Source organism: Zhengella mangrovi, from assembly GCF_002727065.1.
Taxonomy (GTDB): Bacteria; Pseudomonadota; Alphaproteobacteria; order Rhizobiales; family Rhizobiaceae; genus Zhengella; species Zhengella mangrovi.
Genome location: NZ_PDVP01000003.1, coordinates 271,917 through 290,118 on the forward strand (window position 1 = coordinate 271,917; position 18,202 = coordinate 290,118).

An 18,202-nucleotide genomic window follows, 5' to 3' on the forward strand; every position below is an offset into this window, starting at 1 on the left:
AGGGAGGAAACCATGGCCAAGCTCGTCGTCATCTACCGCACCCCGAAGAACGCTGCCGCCTTCGATGCCCACTATGCCGCCGTCCACATTCCGCTGGCGCAGAAGATCCCTGGCGTGAAGCGCTATGACCTGTCCACCGGTCCGGTCACTGGCCCGGAAGGCGCCACGAACGTCCATCTGGTCGCGACGCTCTACTTCGGATCGCTGGCCGACCTGAAGGCAGGGCTGGCCTCGCCGGAAGGACAGGCAGCGGCAGCCGATCTGGCCAACTTCGCCGACGGCGGCGTCGAACTGCTGATGTACGAGTCGCGCCAGCTCTGACGGCGCCGCTCATCCGTCCGGCGTCAGCGCCAGGACCACGAGCCCCAGCACGATGAACAGCGCACCGGTCATCACCACCGGGGGCGCCCAGCCGTGGCCGGCAATCCCTTCCAGGGCAATGATGAAGGCCGGCGTCAGGTAGCCGTAGGCGAAGACCTTCGCGGCCGGCAGCCGCAGCGACGCGAACTGCAGCAGGAACAGCGTGAAGGCGGTGGTCACGATGCCGAGATAGGCGATCGCGAACCAGACGATGGCCGGGAGCCCGCTCCAGTCCGTCTCCCGGATGCCGTTCCAGCCGTAGAGCGAGACCAGCAGCGCCGTGGCGGTGACCGACCAGAGCGTCGAGACGGTCACCGGTTCGCCTTTTGAGAACCTGCGCACCAGCGGCGCATAGGCCGCGTGGCAGATGACGCCGGCCAGGTAGATCAGCTCGCCGCGGCCGATCTCGAACCGCAGCATGGCATCAAGGTCGCCGCGAAAGATGATCCAGAGCGCCCCGCTGGCCGCGATCGCCAGGCTGCCGAGCACGACCGGGCGCGGAACCTGGCGCAGCAGCAGGAAGCCGAAGATCGCCGAGAAAAAGGGATTGAGCGTGAAGATCGCGCCGAGCGACACCGGGCTTGCCATGCCGAGCGCGATGAACATGGCGACGAAATAGACGCCCATCAGGCCGCCGAGCACGAGGAAGCGCCAGGCCTGGCGCGGCCAGCGCAACCCGTCGCGCACCGTCATGGCAACCACCAGCACCATGACGGCCGTGCCAAGCAGGAAGCGCGCCGCCGTGATGGGCGCCGCGCCGATGTGCGGCGCCGTCAGGGCACCCAGCGTGAACGATCCGGCAATCAGCGCCGCGAACAGCATCATTGCCAGGTGGCCGAGCCACTTCTGCAGTCCTGTCGCGTGGGAGTGGGCGTTCACGGCTGTCTCTCCCGCCTTGCGCGCCGGGACCGGCCGCCGTCTGAACATCGGCATCCGGCCGGCCCGGCCCGCCCGGGGGAGGAGCCCGTCGTGCTATTCCGCGGCCTGGCGGGCCATCGGGTTGTTGGGATGCGTGGTCCAGTTTGCATAGTCGCTTTCGACCACCTTGCCCGTCCGCTTGTCCACCTCGCCCGGCTTCAACGGCACCATGGAAATGCAGTTTTCCACCGGACAGACGTCGACGCACAGGTTGCAGCCCACGCATTCCTCTTCGATCACCTCGAAATGCCGCCTGCCGTCCACCATGTGGGTGATCGCCTGGTGCGAGGTATCCTCGCAGGCGATATGGCAGCGGCCGCACTGGATGCAGGCATCCTGGTCGATCCGCGCCTTGGCGATGTAGTTGAGGTTGAGGTACTGCCAGTCGGTGACATTGCCGACTGCCCGGCCGATGACGCTGTCGAGATCGGCATGACCTTTCTCGTCCATCCAGTTTTCAAGCCCGGCGATCATCTCCTGTACCACCTTGAAGCCGTAGGTCATGGCCGCGGTGCAGACCTGGACCGTGCCGCACCCCAGGGCAAGGAATTCCGCCGCATCGCGCCAGGTGGTAACGCCGCCGATGCCGGAGATCGGAAGGCCGTGGGTTTCCGGATCACGCGCGATCTCGGCCACCATGTTGAGCGCGATAGGCTTTACGGCCGGACCGCAATAGCCGCCGTGCGAGCCCTTGCCGTCGATCGACGGCTCCGGCGAGAACGTGTCCAGGTTGACCGACGTGATCGATGACACCGTGTTGATCAGGCTGACGGCATCGGCTCCGCCCTTCTTGGCGGCACGCGCCGGATAGCGGATGTCGGTGATGTTCGGCGTCAGCTTCACGATCACCGGCATGCGCGTCGCCTGCTTGCACCAGCGCGCCACCATCTCGATGTACTCCGGCACCTGGCCGACGGCCGAGCCCATGCCGCGCTCGCTCATGCCATGCGGACAGCCGAAATTCAGTTCGATCCCGTCAGCCCCGGTCTCCTCGACCAGCGGCAGGATCGCCTTCCACGAGGCCTCGTCGCACGGCACCATGATCGAGACGATCAGCGCCCGGTCCGGATAATCGCGCTTGACCGCCTTGATCTCGCGCAGGTTGACCTCCAGCGGGCGGTCGGTGATCAGCTCGATGTTGTTGAGCCCGAGCAGGCGCCGGTCAGCGCCCCAGATGGCGCCGTAGCGCGGTCCGTTGACGTTTACCACCGGCGGCCCGGCTTCGCCCAGCGTCTTCCAGACGACACCGCCCCATCCGGCCTCGAAGGCCCGGCGGACGTTGTATTCCTTGTCGGTCGGCGGGGCGGACGCCAGCCAGAACGGGTTGGGCGACTTGATGCCGAGGAAATTGGAAGCAAGGTTGGCCATGGTCTTTCACTCCTCCGGATCAGGCGGTCAGCGCGCGGTGGATGGATTCGGCGGCATCGCGCCCCTGCGCGACGGCTGTCACGGTCAGGTCGTCGCCGCTGTTGGTGCAGTCGCCCCCGGCCCAGACGGAGGCAAGCGAGGTCCGCCCCTCCCCGTCCACCGCGATGCGTCCGCCATCGAGCGTGATCGACGGCGAGGAACCGTTCAGGCTCCCAGGCGCGAAGCTCTGCCCGATCGCCTTGAACACCTGGTCGCAGGCAACCGTCACGCTCTCGCCGCGCCGCTCGAACTCGACGGCGACCACCTTGCCGCCTTCCGCGATGACGCGCTTCGGCTGCATCTCGAACTGCAGCGCGACGCCCTTCGTCTGCGCCAGTTCCTGCTCGAACGGGGAAGCCTTCATGCGCGACTGTGGCCCGCGATAGGCCACGGTGACCTCGTCGGCACCCAGCGCCCGAGCCTGTACGGCAGCATCGATGGCCGTCATGCCGCCGCCGATGACGACAACCCGCCGCCCGACAGGGACGGTCGAAAGGTCGCCGGCCTGGCGAAGGCCCGCAATCCAGTCCACCGCATCGTCGGATCCTTCCGCATCGGCATCGCCGGCGCCGAGCGCGTTCACGCCGGCCAGGCCCATGCCTAGGAACACGGCGTCGAACTGTCCGAGCAGGTCACCTAGGTGGATATCCTCGCCCAGCGTCTTGCCGTTGTGAATCGCAATGCCGCCGATGGCCGTCACGTAGTCCACCTCGGCCTGCGCGAAGCGGTCCGTCGCCTTGTAGGCCGCGATGCCATATTCGTTCAGACCGCCGGACTTGGCGCGCGCCTCGAACACCTCGACGTCGTGCCCCTTCATGGCCAGGCGGTGGGCGCAGGCGAGACCGGCAGGCCCCGCCCCGACCACGGCAATCGTCTTGCCGGTGGCCGGTGCACGCCTGTAGCACTGCTTGTTCTGGGCCATCGCCGTGTCGGTGGCATAGCGCTGCAGTTCACCGATCCGGACCGGCTTGCCCTCGGCGACCTCGCGGACGCAGACCTCTTCGCACAGTGTCTCGGTCGGGCAGACGCGCGCGCACATCCCGCCCAGGATGTTCTGGTCGAAGATCGTCTTGGCCGACCCCAGCGGGTTGCCCGTCTGGATCTGGCGAATGAACAGGGGAATGTCGATCGACGTCGGGCACGCGTTCATGCACGGCGCGTCGTGACAGAAATAGCATCGGTCGGCCTCGACACGGGCCTCGTGCGCATCCAGCGGCGGATGCAGGTCGGAAAAGTTGCGGGCATAGTCGTCCGGCTCCAGCCGGCCGGCGGCAATGCCCTCCTTCAAGGAGTTTCCAGCCATTCTCAGTTCCCCATTGTGGTTCTTTTGAAAAAGGCTAGCACAGAAATATTTTTTATCAATCGGTCAAATTTGCTCGCTGCCCACCAGAAAGAACCGGCCGGAAAGCAACGGCGAAGTGCCGCTCCGCTCCACAGGGCGGCACGATGAACACCGGCTGTGGGCTCACCGGGTGCCGCCGGCTTCGGCGACGTGGTGACCTATACCTGTCCCGTCGCCAACACGGGCAACGAGCAGCCTGTCCAGGTGACCGCGGATGGACGCCGAAACAGCTTGAAACCGGGTGACAGCATCCGCGTCACGGCAACCTGTGCCGCGGTTCGCGCCGACATCGACAATCTGCAAGAATGCGCAGCGCGACCCGTCGGCGGCGCCTGTGGCTATGGCCCGTCGCCTCCGGGGCGAAATCCGCGCGACCGGGCGTCCTCAAGGTGGGCCGAGGCGATCGCGAACAGCCGGGCCGCAGCCTTGTCCCGGCCCATCGCCGCTTTCAGGCGGCCATTGGCATACTGGATCGCGGCCTGCACGAAAGGCCTGTCCGGTCCGTTTGGCGGCAGGCCCTGCCAGACCGGTTCCAGAACTTCATGCGCTTCCCAGAAATAGCCGCGCCGCATCAGCACGAAACCGGCCGCCCAGGCCTCGCTTTCGCGCCAGTTGGCCGGCGTCACGTCGCTTGCTGCACGGCGCGAAATCTCGAACACCGGACCGGCCCCGGGCCGTGGCGTCATTCCCGGCCAATAGGGCTGGTCCGGCAGGCCTTCGGCCAGAACAGCATCGAGCCGGGCCACAAGCGCCGGCTCGATCTCGTTGAAGGCCCGCTCGAGCGCTGCTTCGAGCGCCATCATGGCTCAGGCGCGCAGTTTGAAGCGCTGGATCTTGCCGGTCGCCGTCTTCGGCAGGTCATCCACCACGTCGACCCAGCGCGGGTATTTCCACTTGCCGATCTTGGCCTTCACGTGTTCCTTGAGCTGCTCGCGCAGGCTTGCATCATCCTGGCTGCCCTCCTTGAGCACGACATAGGCCTTCGGCTTTTCCAGCCCGTCATCGTCGCGCTCCGCCACCACGGCGGCTTCCAGCACCGCCGGGTGCGTCACCAGCGCCTGCTCGACCTCGAAAGGCGAAAGCCAGATGCCGGAAACCTTGAACATGTCGTCGGTGCGCCCGCAGTAGACCAAGCGGCCGTCCTCGCGCATCTCGTACTTGTCGCCGGTCCGCGTCCAGTTGCCCTCGAAGGTCGACCGGCTCTTGTCGCGCTGGTTCCAGTAGCCGTCCGCCGCCGACGGCCCGTTGACCAGCAACTCGCCGACGCCGCCCGGCCCGACATCCGCGCCCGCCTCGTCGACCAGGCGCAGTTCATAGCCCGGAACCGCCGTACCGGACGTGCCGTAGACCACGTCGCCAAGCCGGTTGGACAGGAAAATGTGCAGCATCTCGGTCGATCCGACCCCGTCGAGGATCGGCGATCCGGTCACCGCTTCCCAGCGCTTTCCCACCTCTTCCGGCAGGGCTTCACCCGCCGAGATGGAGTGGCGCAACCGGTCGAAACCGTCAGGCTTGTTGCCCTTCATCGCGGCCACCATGGCGGCATAGAGTGTCGGCACGCCGCAGAAGATCGTCGGCCGGTGACGGGCAAAGATGTCGAGCACGCTGTCCGGCGTCGGCCGCCCGGCCAGGATGATCGTGGTGGCACCGACTGACATGGGAAAGGTCATCGCATTGCCGAGACCATAGGCGAAGAAGAATTTCGCCGCCGAGAAGACGACATCGCTTTCGCGGATGCCAAGCACCTGCGCGCCATAGGTGTCGGCGGTCGCCTGCAGGCTGCCGTGAATGTGGCGCACGCCCTTCGGACGGCCGGTCGAACCCGACGAATAGAGCCAGAATGCGCTCTCGTCGGCGCTGACCTCGATCATCGGCCGCGCCTCGCTGGCGGACAGCTCGCTGGCGAAATGCAAAGTGCCCTCTGGCGCGCTCTCGCCGATGAACACGACCTTCTCGAGAAAGGGCTGGTCCTTCACCACCGGCTCGACCACCGGCCACAGCGCTTCCGAGACGAAAAGGATGCGCGCGCGGCTGTCGCGCAGGATGGCATCGTACACATCGCCGCCCAGCAGCGTGTTGATGGCGATCGGGACGACGCCGCACTTCAGCGATCCCCAGAAGATGGTCGGGAACTCGATCATGTCGAGCACGATCATCGCCGCCCGGTCTTCCCGTCGAATGCCATGGCGCTCGTAGAGCGAAGCCATGCGGTCGCTCGTCTCGGCGAGACCGCCATAGGTCAGCGTCCGGCCGTCCGGCTGCGATTCGATGAAGGCCGGCTTGTCGCCCCGCCCCTCGTCCAGATGCCTGTCCACGAAATACCGCGCGGCGTTGGCGTTGCCTTCGCTCATCAGTCCCTCCCGATCCCGGAGCGCATCCGGCCGGATGCCACTCCTCTTTCTGTTTGCCCGCTTGCGCCTCTGCCCGCAGCGGCTTTGTGCATTATTATGCATAATTCATGCCCGCAGGGCAAGCAATTCCCGCCAGCCTCCGGCATTTTTTTGCCAACATGCCCACGGCCACGCCGCAGGGCGTTTCATCCGTGAAACTGGCGGCCGCCTGCCCGCGCTTTCGACGCGCCCCGTCGACGGAATCCCGGCATCGATGGCCAACAATGTGCGGCCATGGTCAAATTTGTATTTGCAGCAGCGCGCCTTATGTAAGGAGAGACAAACCCGGCACCGCCGCTGCGTCGGTCCGCGAGCGCGGGCTTGAAAAAAAGCCGTTCGCGCGATAGGCTCCGCTTGAACAGGATATGCAAGATAATGCAGCCAATTGACCAGAGACAGAAGAAAAAGACCGCATCCGGCAGCCTCGCGGGTCATGGTCCGCTTTGCTGGGCCTCTCGTCTGCGCGACCGCATGAGGTCCTCGGGACTTCGCCCGACCCGCCAGCGCATGCACCTTGCCACGCTGTTGTTTACCCGCGGCGACCGCCACGTGACGGCGGAGGAAATTCACGCCGAGGCGCAGCAGGAGAGTATCGCCGTGTCCCTCGCCACGGTTTACAACACGCTGCACCAGTTCACCGAGGCCGGCCTCCTGCGTGTTCTCGCCATTGAGACCAACAAGACCTATTTCGACACCAACACGTCCGACCATCACCATTTCTTCGTCGAAGGCCGTGGCCAGGTGCTTGACATTCCCGAGCGGGGACCGCTCGGCGCTCTGAAGGTGGAAAACCTGCCCGAACCGCCGGAAGGCATGGAAATTGCCCATGTCGACGTCGTGGTCCGGCTGCGTCCTAAAACGAGCTGATCGCCGGGTGTTGGCCTGGCGGAGGCGGCAACCCGGTACGGGACATCCATGATCATCGCCATGACCGGCTTCGCGCTTCGCCAGTGGCAGGATACTGCCGGTGCCAAGCGCATCATGGGCCTCGAGCCCGATGACCTCGTGGCCATGTGCAATGAAGCCGTGAACCGCGCCGCGCCGCTCGTCGAGGGCTACGCGCCGTTCTGCAAGCACCTCTTTCTCGAAAACCCCTCCCCGACGCGCTGCTCTTTCGCGCCCGTCACCGAAGCCAACCGGTCATTTCTGAAATCCGGCTACATGGCGCGGCGCGAAGGGGAACTGGCAGTCCTGGAACGCTGGTTCGAAGGCGTGGAGGCGCCGGTGGCCCGCTGGCTGGACGTGATTCTCTACAGCAAGGCCCAGCTCGATGCCGAGGCGGCGGAAGGCCCGGACAGCGGCGATTCGCCGGCCTGCGATTGGGGGATCGTCTCGATCATCGGCACGCTGGTGCCGGTCGAACCGCCCATGCCGCCGATCACCCAGATGCGCAACAGCCTCGGCCGTGCCGAGGGCGGCTCCGGCGTGCCGATCGATCGCGATGCCTATGCCCGCGCCGTGGATTTCTGGGAACGGCACGCCTCGATCCGCTGACCGGCTCCCCGGCTACTGGATGAAAAGATCGACGCTCGCCGCGCGTCCGGCCGCATCGATGACGGTCAGCCGCTGCTGACCGCGCCCGTCCGGCTGCCACTGGCGCACCCGCCGCCGCGTCGCGCCATCCATCGGCGCGCCGTTGGCCAGCCAGCGGAAAGGTGCCCGCCCGCCCTGCAGCTTGATGACAAGCGGCTGTGCCGGCCCGCTTCCCGCCAGATCGACCCGGGCGCCGGCGGGCGGGTACACGATGACCGGTGCCGGTTCCGGCGCAACGGTCGTTTCAACCGGTGAGCGGGCGGCGAAGCGCTGCAGTGCCTGGGGCAGATCGCCATGCGCCAGGAGGACGGCGCCGCGCGGCGCGCCCGGAAGCGCGTGATGGCCGAGGTCCGCCTGCGCCCAGGCCTTGAAGAGCAGCGGCGCTGCCGCGCTCGCCCCGGTCAGGCCCGGCACGGCGGCATTGTCCGGCCGGCCGGTCCAGACGCCCAGGACGTAGCGGCCATCGTAACCGACCGACCAGGCATCGCGGTAGCCGTAGGACGTACCCGTCTTGTAGGCGATCCCCAGGGGCGCGGCACCAACCGGTGGCGCCATGCCGGAAAGAATGTCGGAGACCTGCCATGCCGCTGCCGGGTCCATCACATTGTTGCGCTGTGGCCGCTCGCTCCGGTCGTAGACCAGCCGCTCCTTCGTGGCCCGGCCCTGGTTGGCCAGCGCGGTATAGGCCTGCACCAGTCCCGTCAGCGTCACGCCCGCGCCGCCAAGACCGATCGCGAGCCCCGGTGCGCTCCTGTCCGGCAGGACCAGGGTGGCACCGGCCTGGCGCAGCCGTGCCGCCAGCCGTTGCGGCCCGACGGCATCGAGAAGCCGCACCGCCGGAACGTTGAGCGACCATTGCAAGGCCTCGCGCACGGAAACATCGCCCTTGTATCCCATGTCGAAATTGGCCGGCCGGTAGCCCGCGAAATCCGCCGGCCGGTCGGAGATGATCGTCTCCGGCGCCGCGATCCCCTGCTCGAAGGCGAGCCCGTAGATGAACGGCTTGAGGGCGGAACCGGGCGAACGCGGCGCCTCGGCCATGTCCACCCAGCCGAAGCGCCGGTCGTCGAGATAGTCCGCCGATCCGACCCGCGCCAGGATCTCCCCGGTCTGCGCGTCGGCCAGGACCATCGCCACCGACACCCCGGCGGGAAGGCGCGCGGCACCCAGGCGGGCTACTGTTTCCAGGGCTGCCTGCCTGGCAGCATCCAGCGTCAGCCGGTCCGGTGCGCGGCCGCCGGCCCTCTCGCCCAGCAGGCGCAACGCCAGGTGCGGGCTGAGTGCCGGCATCGCCGCGCGCACGTGCGGCACATCAAAACGCGAGGCGCGCCCGATCTCCGCCTCCGGGATCACCCCGGCTTCGGCCATGCGCCAGAGAACCCGGTCCCGCGCGTCACGTGCAGCCCCCGCGTTGCGGTCCGGCCGCCGCGTTTCAGGCGATTGCGGCAGCGCTACCAGGAGGGCGGCCTCCGAAAGCCTGAGTTTCGCCGGCTCCTTGCCGAACCAGGCCAGCGACGCTGCGCGAATGCCCTCCAGGTTGCCGCCGTAGGGCGCCAGCGTCAGGTAGCGCTCCAGGATTTCGGTCTTGGACAGCCTGCGCTCGATCTGCAGGGCCCGCAGCATCTGGCGCAGCTTCGCCGCCACCGAGCGTTCGTTGCGCGGTTCGATGAGACGGGCGAGCTGCATCGTGATCGTCGAGCCGCCCGACACGATGTTGCCGTGGGTGGCGAATTGCCATGCCGCCCGCAACACGGCCAGCGGATCGACGCCGATGTGATGGTAAAACCGCTTGTCCTCGTAGGCCAGCAGCATGGCGACGAACTGTGGGTCGACGGCATCCAGCGACACCGGGAAACGCCAGCGCCCTTCATCCGTCGCCTGCGCAAACAGCAGGGCGCCGTTCCGGTCGAGCACCTCGGCCGCCACCTTCGGCCGGTCCAGCGTCGGCGGATAGGCCTCGTCCAGCGCGTTGATCGATGCGGCGGCGAGGCACAGCCCCGCCAGCCCGCCGCACACCCATTGCAGAACGGCGAGCGCCCGCATCAACGCGCCTCCACGACCTCCACGTAGCCCGTCGACGTGTGCGCCGAGAACTGCGGCCGGTACATGTCCTCCACCTGGGCCGCCGGGTGCACGTAGGCGCCGGGCGTCACGGCCCGGACCACGTAGGCCAGTTGCAGCGTCCGGCTGTCACCGGCGGAGCGGTTGAAAGCCGCGACGAAGCGGTCATCGAGGAACTCCAGGTGGGCCGGGTTGACGTTGCCGAGCCACTCGAAATTCGACAGTTGCGCGCTGCCCGTCAGCGCCGGGTTGTCGATCTCGAAGCCGGCCGGCAGCAGGTCGGTCACGACGATCCGCGACGGCCAGGTGTTGAGTTCCGCAATCTGCAGCACCACGACCAGGCGCTGGTTCTGCGCCACCTGCTGCAGGCTGGCCGGCTTGCCGTCGAGCGTGAAGTAGCTGCGCGCGATGGTGAAGCCATTGCCGCCCGCCGGCAGCGGATCCACCGGCGCCGCCACGGAGGTCACGACCGCAGTCACCGGCTCCGCCCCGTTGTTCTTCACGGTGATCGGCGCGTCGACGAGGTCGATCCCCGTCCGCCGTACCGTGAAGGCCCCGGCATGGTCCGTCCCGTTGACGGTCAGGTCCATGGCAGCGTTCTGCGTCGCCAGCGCCCGCGCGGCCAACAGCATCCAGGCTTCCTCCTGCGTGGAGGTGTAGGGCCGGTGCCGCTTCTGGTTTGCCACGAAGCGGGTCATCTCGCGGATGCCGGCAGGTTCGGGCTTGCTTTCCGCCGCCAGCGCCAGGATGGCCGCCCCGTCACGCAGTTTCGAACCGTAGTCGTCGCGTGCCTGCACGGCCTGGTCGGCCTGTTGTTCCGCCAGGTCGAGCGAGGCCCTGAACAGGCGGGCCGAACGGTCGCCGTCGCCGTAGAGCGAGAGACTGGCCGCGAGCTGCGCCCGGGCCATCGGGCTGTCGAAGGCATCGAGCTTGGTATCGGCATAGTAACGCAGGTCACCGGCCGAGGCCTTTCGATTGCGCGCCAGCACGTAGAGCGCATAGGCGATTTCGCGCCCGCGTTCGCTGACATCGTTCACGTAGGCCAGGTTGTTCTCCAGGTTGCCAAGCGCCAGTTGCATGGCGGTCTGCGGAACCTTGAAACCCTTCTCCTGTGCCCGGGTAAGGAAATCCGACACGTAGGCGTCCAGCCACAGGTCGCCCGATCCCGGCGACCAGAGGCCGAAGGAACCGCTCGACGACTGGTAGGCGAGCACGCGGGCGATCGCCTTGTCGATGCGCTTGTCGATTTCGGGATCGGCCGCCTCTCCTTCCAGGTCCGACAGGTAGAGCAGCGGCAGCGCGCGGCTCGTCGTCTGTTCGGCGCAGCCGTAGGGATAGCGGTCGAGGCTCATCAGCAGTCCGGGGATGTCGAAGGCCGCAAGCCGCGTCACCGCGACCGAGACGGAGGCATCGCGGATCACGCTGTCGGCCAGCAACTGCCGGTCGACCGTCAGCGAGCCGCCATTGGCCAGCAGTTCGATCTCGCGCCGCACCGTGACCGGCAGCGCCCCCGGGCGCACCGGGAAGGACACGTCGTGGACGACGCGAACGTCGTTAGCGTGCGCCAGCGTCAGCGTCAGGCCCGCCGCCCCCGGCGCACCGGCCGACACCGGCAGGCGAAGCACCGTCCGCGCACCCTTGCCCAGCACCACCTTGCCCGGCAGGTCGCCAGCCAGCGTCAGCGGCCCGCTCGTCTCGACCGTCACGGCATAGTCGCCGGTCGGCCCGTCGGTATTGGCAATGTCGAAGCGAAGTTCGGAGCGGTCGCCCGTCGCCATGAAGCGCGGTGTTCCGGCGATCACGACGACCGGTTCGCGCACGATCACGTCCCGGGTCGCCGACCCGGTGGCCGTGGCACTCCAGGCCGTCGCCATCACGCGCACCGTGCCGTTGAACTGCGGCATGTCAAAGCGCACCACCGCCTTGCCGTCGGCACCGACGCGCACGGGACCGGAGAAGAAGGCCACCAGCTTGCCCTTGGGCGGGCTGCCCTTCGACTGCATGCCGGGTCCGTCGCCGCCGGTCCGCAGGTGACCGAGCGCCCCCTGCGAGCCGTCGATCAGGCGCCCGTAGACGTCCCGGATCTCCAGGCCCATCCGGCGCTGGCCGTAGTACCACTCCTCCGGTTTCGGCGGCTGGTAGCCGGTCAGGTTCAGGATGCCGACGTCAACCGCCGCCACGGTGGCGAAAACCGTCTCGCCCTCCTTGGCCCCGGTCACCGTGAGCGGCACCTCGAACGCCTGGTTCGGTACCGTCTGCGCCGCCAGGTCGAGCGCGACATCGAGCGTGCGGGCACTCACATCCACGCCAAGCCACTTCACGCCGATGGCCCGCGCCGGCATGCGGCTTTCGCCCGCGGACCCGGGCCGGTAGAGCGTCGCGGTGACATAGGCCCCCGCCCCCCAGTCATCACCGACCGGGATTTCGATCTCGGCTCCGTCCGCTGGCACGCTGGCCCGCTTTGTCGCCAGCACCCGGTCGGAACCGACCGTCACCAGCAGCTCACCGGCAAAGCGTGGCGAAACCTTCAGCCGCGCCGTCTCGCCCGGCTTGTAGCCGTCCTTGTCGAGCGCGATCTCAAGCCCGTCAGGCGTATCCAGTGATGAGGTCTCGACATACCAGCCGGCGTGGAAATCGTAGGACGTGATGGCATCGGCGCCTTCCACTTCCAGGCGATACCGTCCCCATTCGACCGGCATGTCGATCGTGGCCGGGGTCGCGGCACTGGCATCCACGGTCCCGCTGGACTGGACGGAGGTGAAGTCCGCTGCCTCGTAGCGCCAGCTGCTGCCGTCGCGATACCACTGGTAGTTCCGCGTCACTCTGAGCAGCCGCCAGGACAATCCTTGCGCAGCCACCTGCGCCCCGTCCCGATCGACGGCGATCACGTTGAAACTGACCGTAGCGCCTTCCGGCGCCTGGCCGTCCGCGAAGCCCGGCTTGACGCCGATCATCGTCGCCATCGGCTTGATCGGCAGCGACAGGCTGCGCTCGACCGCCCGCCCCGCGCCTTCGCGCATGCGGATCGTCACGGTCGCCTCCAGCGGCCGCGTGGTCGACGGCAGTGTGCCGAGGTCCAGCCCGATCTCCGCCTGCCCGGCATCGTCGAGCACGGGAAGCCCCTGCAGCGGAACCGTCGTCCGGCCGCTGTCATCGTCCTCGGCCATGCCGAAGATGTAGCCGTCGTGGCCCGGCCGGTTGCTGACCGGGCTCACCTGCACCTCGCCTTCCATGGAAAGCCCGGCGGCAGGTGCGCCGTAGAGGAACCGCCCGGTCACCGAGACCGCGCCGCCTTCGTTCGGATCCAGTACGGGCCCGGAAGCCGACGCGAGGTCGAACTCGATCCGGTCGGGCACGAAGTCCTCCACCAGGAAGGTCTGCTCGGCCAGCGCCGTTTCCTTCGGGTCGGCATGGATGCGCACCGTCCAGGCACCGCGCATGGCGTTGTCCGGCAGCGGCAGGTCGATCACGTGGCCACCGGCCTTCGGCGAGGCCGAGACCATGCGCCGGTCCTCCACCCCGTCGGGACGCTGGAAGATGAAGGTCAGCGGCAGGCTCTCCACGGCGTTGGCCGACCCGTCGCGCGCCAGTGCCGTGACGTGCACCGTGTCGCCGGCCCGATAGATGCCGCGCTCGGTGAAGGCATAGACGTCGATGGCGCCCGGCGCCGGACGCCCCTCCACGCCGCGGTCGGAAAGGTCGAACCCGGCCTTGGTCAGGTCGAGGAAGACGAAGCCGGCCCCGGCCGCCTCCGCAACCAGCACCGATGGCGACAGGCCACCCGTGCCGCGGATCAGGCCGGCATCGAAGCGTGCCACGCCGTCAGCGTCGCTCACGCCCTCGCCGAGCACCTCGTTGTTGCGCGCGATCAGCCGGACCTTCGCGCCGGCCAGCGGCGTGGCGGAATCCAGCGAGCGGGCGAACACGGTCAGGCCGTCGAGCCCGGATTGTGCCGACAGGCCGATGTCGGACACGGTGAACCACTGCGTCGCCCGGCTGTTCCAGTCTTCCGACGTGTCGCCCTTGGCCCTGGCCACCAGCGCGTAGACCCCGGGTTTGCGATCCGGCAGCACGGTGTCCAGCGGCAGGGCCGTCGTCACTTCCTGGTTCAGGTCGCCCGGCGTCTCCATCGCTCCGGACCACACGAGATTGCCCTGGCGATCCATGATCTCGTCGGCCTGGTAGCCGGACAGGTTCTGCAGGAACTTGCCGTCCTCGGTGAGTTGCGCCAGCGCCCGCTCGCCGATCCGGTAAAGCTGCAACTCCACTTCCGGCGCATTCACGGTGACGACCGGGATGGCCTGGCGGCCCTTGGCGGGCAGCACGAAGGCCTCGCCGGTGAACCGGGCAAACGGCGCGCGGTCACGCACGTAGACGGAAATGTCCACCGGCGCTTCCAGCACCTCGCCGACAGCCGACGGCAGGCCGTCGCGCAGCGTCACGGCATAGCGCTCGCCATGCTTGAGCCCGTTGATGCAGATCTCGCGTCCCTGCGCATCGAAGGCCGGCGCCTCCCCGCCGTTGAGGCGGATGTAAGGCGCGTAGTCGACGCCTTTGACCAGGTTTTCCGAAAGCTGCAGGCAGGCGCGCGGCGTCGCCGTGTCCGCGTCGACCGTGTTGTCGACGACCCTGAAGCCCTTGCGCGCACGCAGATCGGCATAGTCGGCCCGCACCTGCTCGTCCTCGGCAAGCGCCAGCGAGGCCTTGTAGGCTTCGAGCGCGGGACGGAACTGGCTGCGCAGCTCCAGCGCCTTCGCCAGTTCATTCAGCGCCTCGGCCCGGTCCGGCGTGGTCCGCGATGTCTCGTAGGCATTGTAGGCCGCCGAAGTCGCAAACTGCTGCAACTTGTAGCGTTCCGAACCGCGATCCGGTGTCATCGCGCGGATGCCGCGCGCCAGCGCGCTCCACAGGCGCGAATCGTCCATGGTCAGCGCCACGGCTCCCGAGAGCAGCGTTACCGCCTTGCGCGCATCGCCACCGGAAAGCGCCGCGAAACCGTCCTGCGCCATGAAAGCCGGATTGCGCCCGGCCAGCCGCTTGGCAGTCGCGTCGAGCTGCTCGCGGTAGGTACGCGCCTCGACAGGCATGGAATCGGGAATGAAGGCGAGTGGTGGCGGCGCTCCAAGGTCTTCCTGGCGCTCGACCACCACCCGGCCGGCCACCGCACCGTCGAAGGGATTGACCGTTCCGTGATCGGATTTCAGGAAACACCAGCCAGCCCTGGTGTTGTAGGTGAAGGCCCGGCATTCCCGGTCGTTGAGGCAGATCGCCTCGCACTGCTGCAGGCTCACATCCTTTTCGGTTCTCAGGTCGAAGCCGAAATAGTCCGCGTTTTCAATGGTCTCTATATGGCGAACCTCCGCAGCCGATGCCAGCGAAACGCCGGCCAGCGCGAGGACGAAAACAGCCATTGCCAAGGAAAACGGGCGAAGAGAAGACAGCATGGGATCCTCCCGCTGTGATTGACGCCCCTGTCGACGGCAAGTCTCTCACCCAGTGGCAGGCGAAGTCAACGGCCAACACCGGCCCGGGAGCATCAAAGCGGCAGAAAAGCGTTGTCGCGGATGGCCTCGATCACCGCCAGCCGGCTCTCGTCGACGTCCTTGCGCGACGTGTCCACCATCGCCTCGGCCTTGGCATAGAGCGCTTCGCGGCTGGTCAGGATCGATTTCAGTTCGTCCATGGCCGCCGGGTTGCCGGCCATCGGGCGCTCGTCGCCCTGCCCGCGCACCCGGTTCATGTGTTCCTCGGGCTGGGCCTTGAGCCAGATCGTGTGGCAATGGCGAAGGAGATAGTTATAGGTGTCGGGCTCCGAGACGATCCCGCCGGCAACCGCGAGCACGAGTTGTTCGTGGGTCGCTACGAGGTTGACCAGCGCCTGCTTCTCCAGCCGCCGGTATCCCTCCTGGCCGTACAGCGCGATCACCTCGTCGACCGGCATGCCGGCCACTTCCTCGATCACCTGGTTCAGTTCGACGAAAGCCACGCCGAGATCACGCGCCGCCAGGCGACCGAGCGTCGACTTGCCGGCGCCGCGCAGCCCGATCAGCGCAACCCGTCCCGACCGCCGCGTGCCGGTGTCGTTGGGATCGAGGATTTCCATGACCCGCGCGCGCTGGTCACGGGTCGCCTGGCGGAACAGGCGCATCAGCGTGATGGCGTCCGAGGTCCACGGATCGTCGCGTCCGACCAGCCATTCGATCTCGAAATCCAGCGAACGCGCGATCTTGCGCAGCAGCGCAATGGAAACGTTGCCGTCGCCCCCTTCGAGCTGGGCCAGGTAGCGCTGCGATACGCCGGAGAGTTCCGACAGCTGGCGCCGGGAAATGCCCTTCCGGTTGCGTGCCATGCGCACGCGCTCGCCGACCATCGCGATGAACTCGCCGGTCTCGCTGTCCTCGTCGTCCGGACCAGTGGCTGCGCTGGCCTGTTTCAGCATCGGCTTCCCCGGAATTTCTTCCCCTCGATGCACGATAATGCATCGCTTCGCGGACGGCAAGCTGCGTTATAATGCCGAAGCTGTCAGACCGCGTCGGGAAATCAGGCGTCGAGTGCCAGGTGCGCAACCTTCTCGCGCACGAAGTCCGGGGCCTTGATCTTGGTGAGATGCGTCTTGGCATCCACGAAGACTTCCACGAACTGGCCCTCGAAGCACAGCGTCCCGTCCTGGTAACCCTCGACGGAAAAGCGGATCGAGCTGTCGCCAAGGCGCATGAGCCGCACCTGGCATTGCAGCCGGTGGCGTGGCGTGACCGGGGACCGGAAGTCGACGGAGAGATGGACGAACGGCGTGCCGTAGCCTTTGTCGATGTTCATCCGGAACCAGTCGTCGCCCACCTTGGCGTCCCACCAGGCGTCGATGGCTTCCAGCGCGAAATACGGGATGCGCCCGGTATAGGCGATCTGCGCGGGATCGCAGTCTGCCCAGCCGACCCGGATCTCGTGGGTGAAGACCTTCTCGTCCTCAGTAGGTTTCGACATGGTAGCGTCCCTGTTCCCGCATGGCGTCGCGCAGGGAAATCCACTCCACGCCGGTGCTTTCCGCAATATTGGTGAGCGCCTTTTCCACACCCTCTTCCATGCCGCGCAGGCCGCAGATGTAGACGTGGGTATTTTCATCGCCCAGGAGTTCGGCGATTTCCTCTTCCTCGACCTTGAGCCGGTCCTGCACGTATTCCTTCGGCGCGCCGGGAATGCGGCTGAACACGAGGTGCTTGCTGAGCACCCGGTTCGGCACCTTGTTGAGCGGGCCGAAATACGGAAGGCTGTCGGGCGACCGGGCGCCGAAGAACAGCGTCATCGATCCGCCGTGCGTCCCGACGGTGCGCTGGCGGCGCATGGTGAAGGCACGGAATGGCGCCGACCCGGTGCCGGTGCAGATCATCAGCAGGCGTGCCTGCGGATCGTCCGGCAGCAGGAAGGTGGAGCCGAAGGGACCGGTCACGTCGACCTCGTCGCCGATCTTCAGGTCGCAGACGTAGTTGGAACACACGCCCTTGTCCTCGCGCTTCACCGTCAGCGACAGGTTGTTGTAGTTCGGCCGCTCGCCGTCCCGCGGGCTGGAGACGGAATAGAGCCGCGGCAGGTGCGGCTTGCCGCTGGCATCGGTGCCGGGCGCGATGATGCCGATCGACTGGCCTTCGAGAACCGGCATCGACTGGTTGCCGAAGTCGAGGATGATATGGCGCACATCGCTGTCCGACCCCTCGGCCGTCAGGCGGAAATTGCCGGCCACGCGGGCCTTTGCCGGCTTGGAGATCGTGTAGAGGTTGACCGAGGGCTTGGACGCCGTGGCCGGCGCCCTGGATCGTCCGCCAGCCCCGGCATGGGCTTCGGCCAGCAGCTTGGCCATCTCGTCGTCCAGCGCTTCGATGGACGTGTCGGACCCGCTCTCGCCGCCACCGGCCGGAATGTCTTCCTGCGCCGGCAGTTCCTCCCAGGAAAACTGCTCTTCCAGGCTATAGGGCTTGGTCACGACCCGCCATTCATCGATCGAGCCGGTCGGGCAGACCGGGATGCAATCCATGCAGAAATTGCATTTCTCGAAATCCACCACCACGTTCTCGTCGTCATGCGTGATGGCCTCGATCGGGCAGGTCATTTCGCATGTATAGCAACGGATGCAGATTTCCGGATCGATGAGATGCTGCTTCAGCGGCTTGGTCATGACGGATCCCTCGAAGTCCTCGCG

The 18,202-nt window shown here is 67.1% G+C and carries 13 protein-coding genes; 3 read left to right on the forward strand and 10 right to left on the reverse strand.

Annotated features, from left to right (window positions below):
- Positions 1-12 precede the first annotated feature (12 nt).
- Positions 13-321: an EthD family reductase gene (locus CSC94_RS08150; protein ID WP_099305738.1), complete on the forward strand. Its 309-nt coding sequence runs from the start codon at positions 13-15 to the stop codon at positions 319-321.
- A gap of 9 nt (positions 322-330) precedes the next feature.
- On the opposite strand, the gene CSC94_RS08155 is transcribed toward CSC94_RS08150, so the two are convergent.
- From CSC94_RS08155 to CSC94_RS08175, 5 genes are all read right to left on the reverse strand, one after another.
- Complete coding sequence (locus CSC94_RS08155) at positions 331-1,239, reverse strand: DMT family transporter (protein ID WP_245408300.1); 909 nt, start codon at positions 1,237-1,239, stop codon at positions 331-333.
- A 93-nt stretch (positions 1,240-1,332) separates the two neighbouring features.
- Positions 1,333-2,646, reverse strand: coding sequence for an NAD-dependent dihydropyrimidine dehydrogenase subunit PreA (gene preA / locus CSC94_RS08160; RefSeq protein WP_099305740.1), 1,314 nt, complete (start codon positions 2,644-2,646; stop codon positions 1,333-1,335).
- A gap of 19 nt (positions 2,647-2,665) precedes the next feature.
- Positions 2,666-3,988: an NAD(P)-dependent oxidoreductase gene (locus CSC94_RS08165; RefSeq protein ID WP_099305742.1), complete on the reverse strand. Its 1,323-nt coding sequence runs from the start codon at positions 3,986-3,988 to the stop codon at positions 2,666-2,668.
- Positions 3,989-4,365: 377 nt separating this feature from the next.
- Positions 4,366-4,827, reverse strand: coding sequence for a DUF309 domain-containing protein (locus CSC94_RS08170; RefSeq protein ID WP_165784364.1), 462 nt, complete (start codon positions 4,825-4,827; stop codon positions 4,366-4,368).
- Between the two features lie 6 nt (positions 4,828-4,833).
- Positions 4,834-6,378 (reverse strand): benzoate-CoA ligase family protein, encoded by a 1,545-nt coding sequence (locus CSC94_RS08175; protein WP_099305746.1) that lies wholly within the window; start codon positions 6,376-6,378, stop codon positions 4,834-4,836.
- A gap of 414 nt (positions 6,379-6,792) precedes the next feature.
- Here CSC94_RS08175 and irrA point away from each other — a divergent pair, with 414 nt between their 5' ends.
- Both irrA and CSC94_RS08185 read left to right on the forward strand, forming a co-directional pair.
- Entirely contained in the window at positions 6,793-7,284 is a 492-nt protein-coding gene (gene irrA / locus CSC94_RS08180; protein ID WP_425356509.1) for an iron response transcriptional regulator IrrA, read from the forward strand.
- Positions 7,285-7,332: 48 nt separating this feature from the next.
- Positions 7,333-7,911 carry a DUF3228 family protein gene (locus CSC94_RS08185; RefSeq protein WP_099305750.1) on the forward strand — a complete coding sequence of 193 codons (579 nt, stop codon included), beginning with the start codon at positions 7,333-7,335 and terminating at the stop codon, positions 7,909-7,911.
- Positions 7,912-7,923: 12 nt separating this feature from the next.
- Here CSC94_RS08185 and pbpC read toward each other — a convergent pair whose 3' ends face one another.
- The 5 genes from pbpC to boxA form a co-directional block, all read right to left on the reverse strand.
- A complete protein-coding gene (pbpC, locus tag CSC94_RS08190; protein WP_099305752.1) occupies positions 7,924-9,993 on the reverse strand; it encodes a penicillin-binding protein 1C in 2,070 nt (689 codons plus the stop codon).
- Positions 9,993-15,455, reverse strand: a complete 5,463-nt coding sequence (locus CSC94_RS08195) for an alpha-2-macroglobulin family protein (RefSeq protein ID WP_099305754.1) — start codon at positions 15,453-15,455, stop codon at positions 9,993-9,995. Before CSC94_RS08195 ends, pbpC begins: the two co-directional genes overlap by 1 nt.
- A 92-nt stretch (positions 15,456-15,547) precedes the next feature.
- Complete coding sequence (locus CSC94_RS08200; RefSeq protein WP_099305756.1) at positions 15,548-16,450, reverse strand: helix-turn-helix transcriptional regulator; 903 nt, start codon at positions 16,448-16,450, stop codon at positions 15,548-15,550.
- A 101-nt stretch (positions 16,451-16,551) separates the two neighbouring features.
- Positions 16,552-16,992: an acyl-CoA thioesterase gene (locus CSC94_RS08205; protein ID WP_099305758.1), complete on the reverse strand. Its 441-nt coding sequence runs from the start codon at positions 16,990-16,992 to the stop codon at positions 16,552-16,554.
- Entirely contained in the window at positions 16,976-18,178 is a 1,203-nt protein-coding gene (boxA, locus tag CSC94_RS08210) for a benzoyl-CoA 2,3-epoxidase subunit BoxA (protein ID WP_099305760.1), read from the reverse strand. The genes CSC94_RS08205 and boxA overlap by 17 nt, the downstream gene beginning before the upstream one ends.
- Positions 18,179-18,202: the final 24 nt, after the last annotated feature.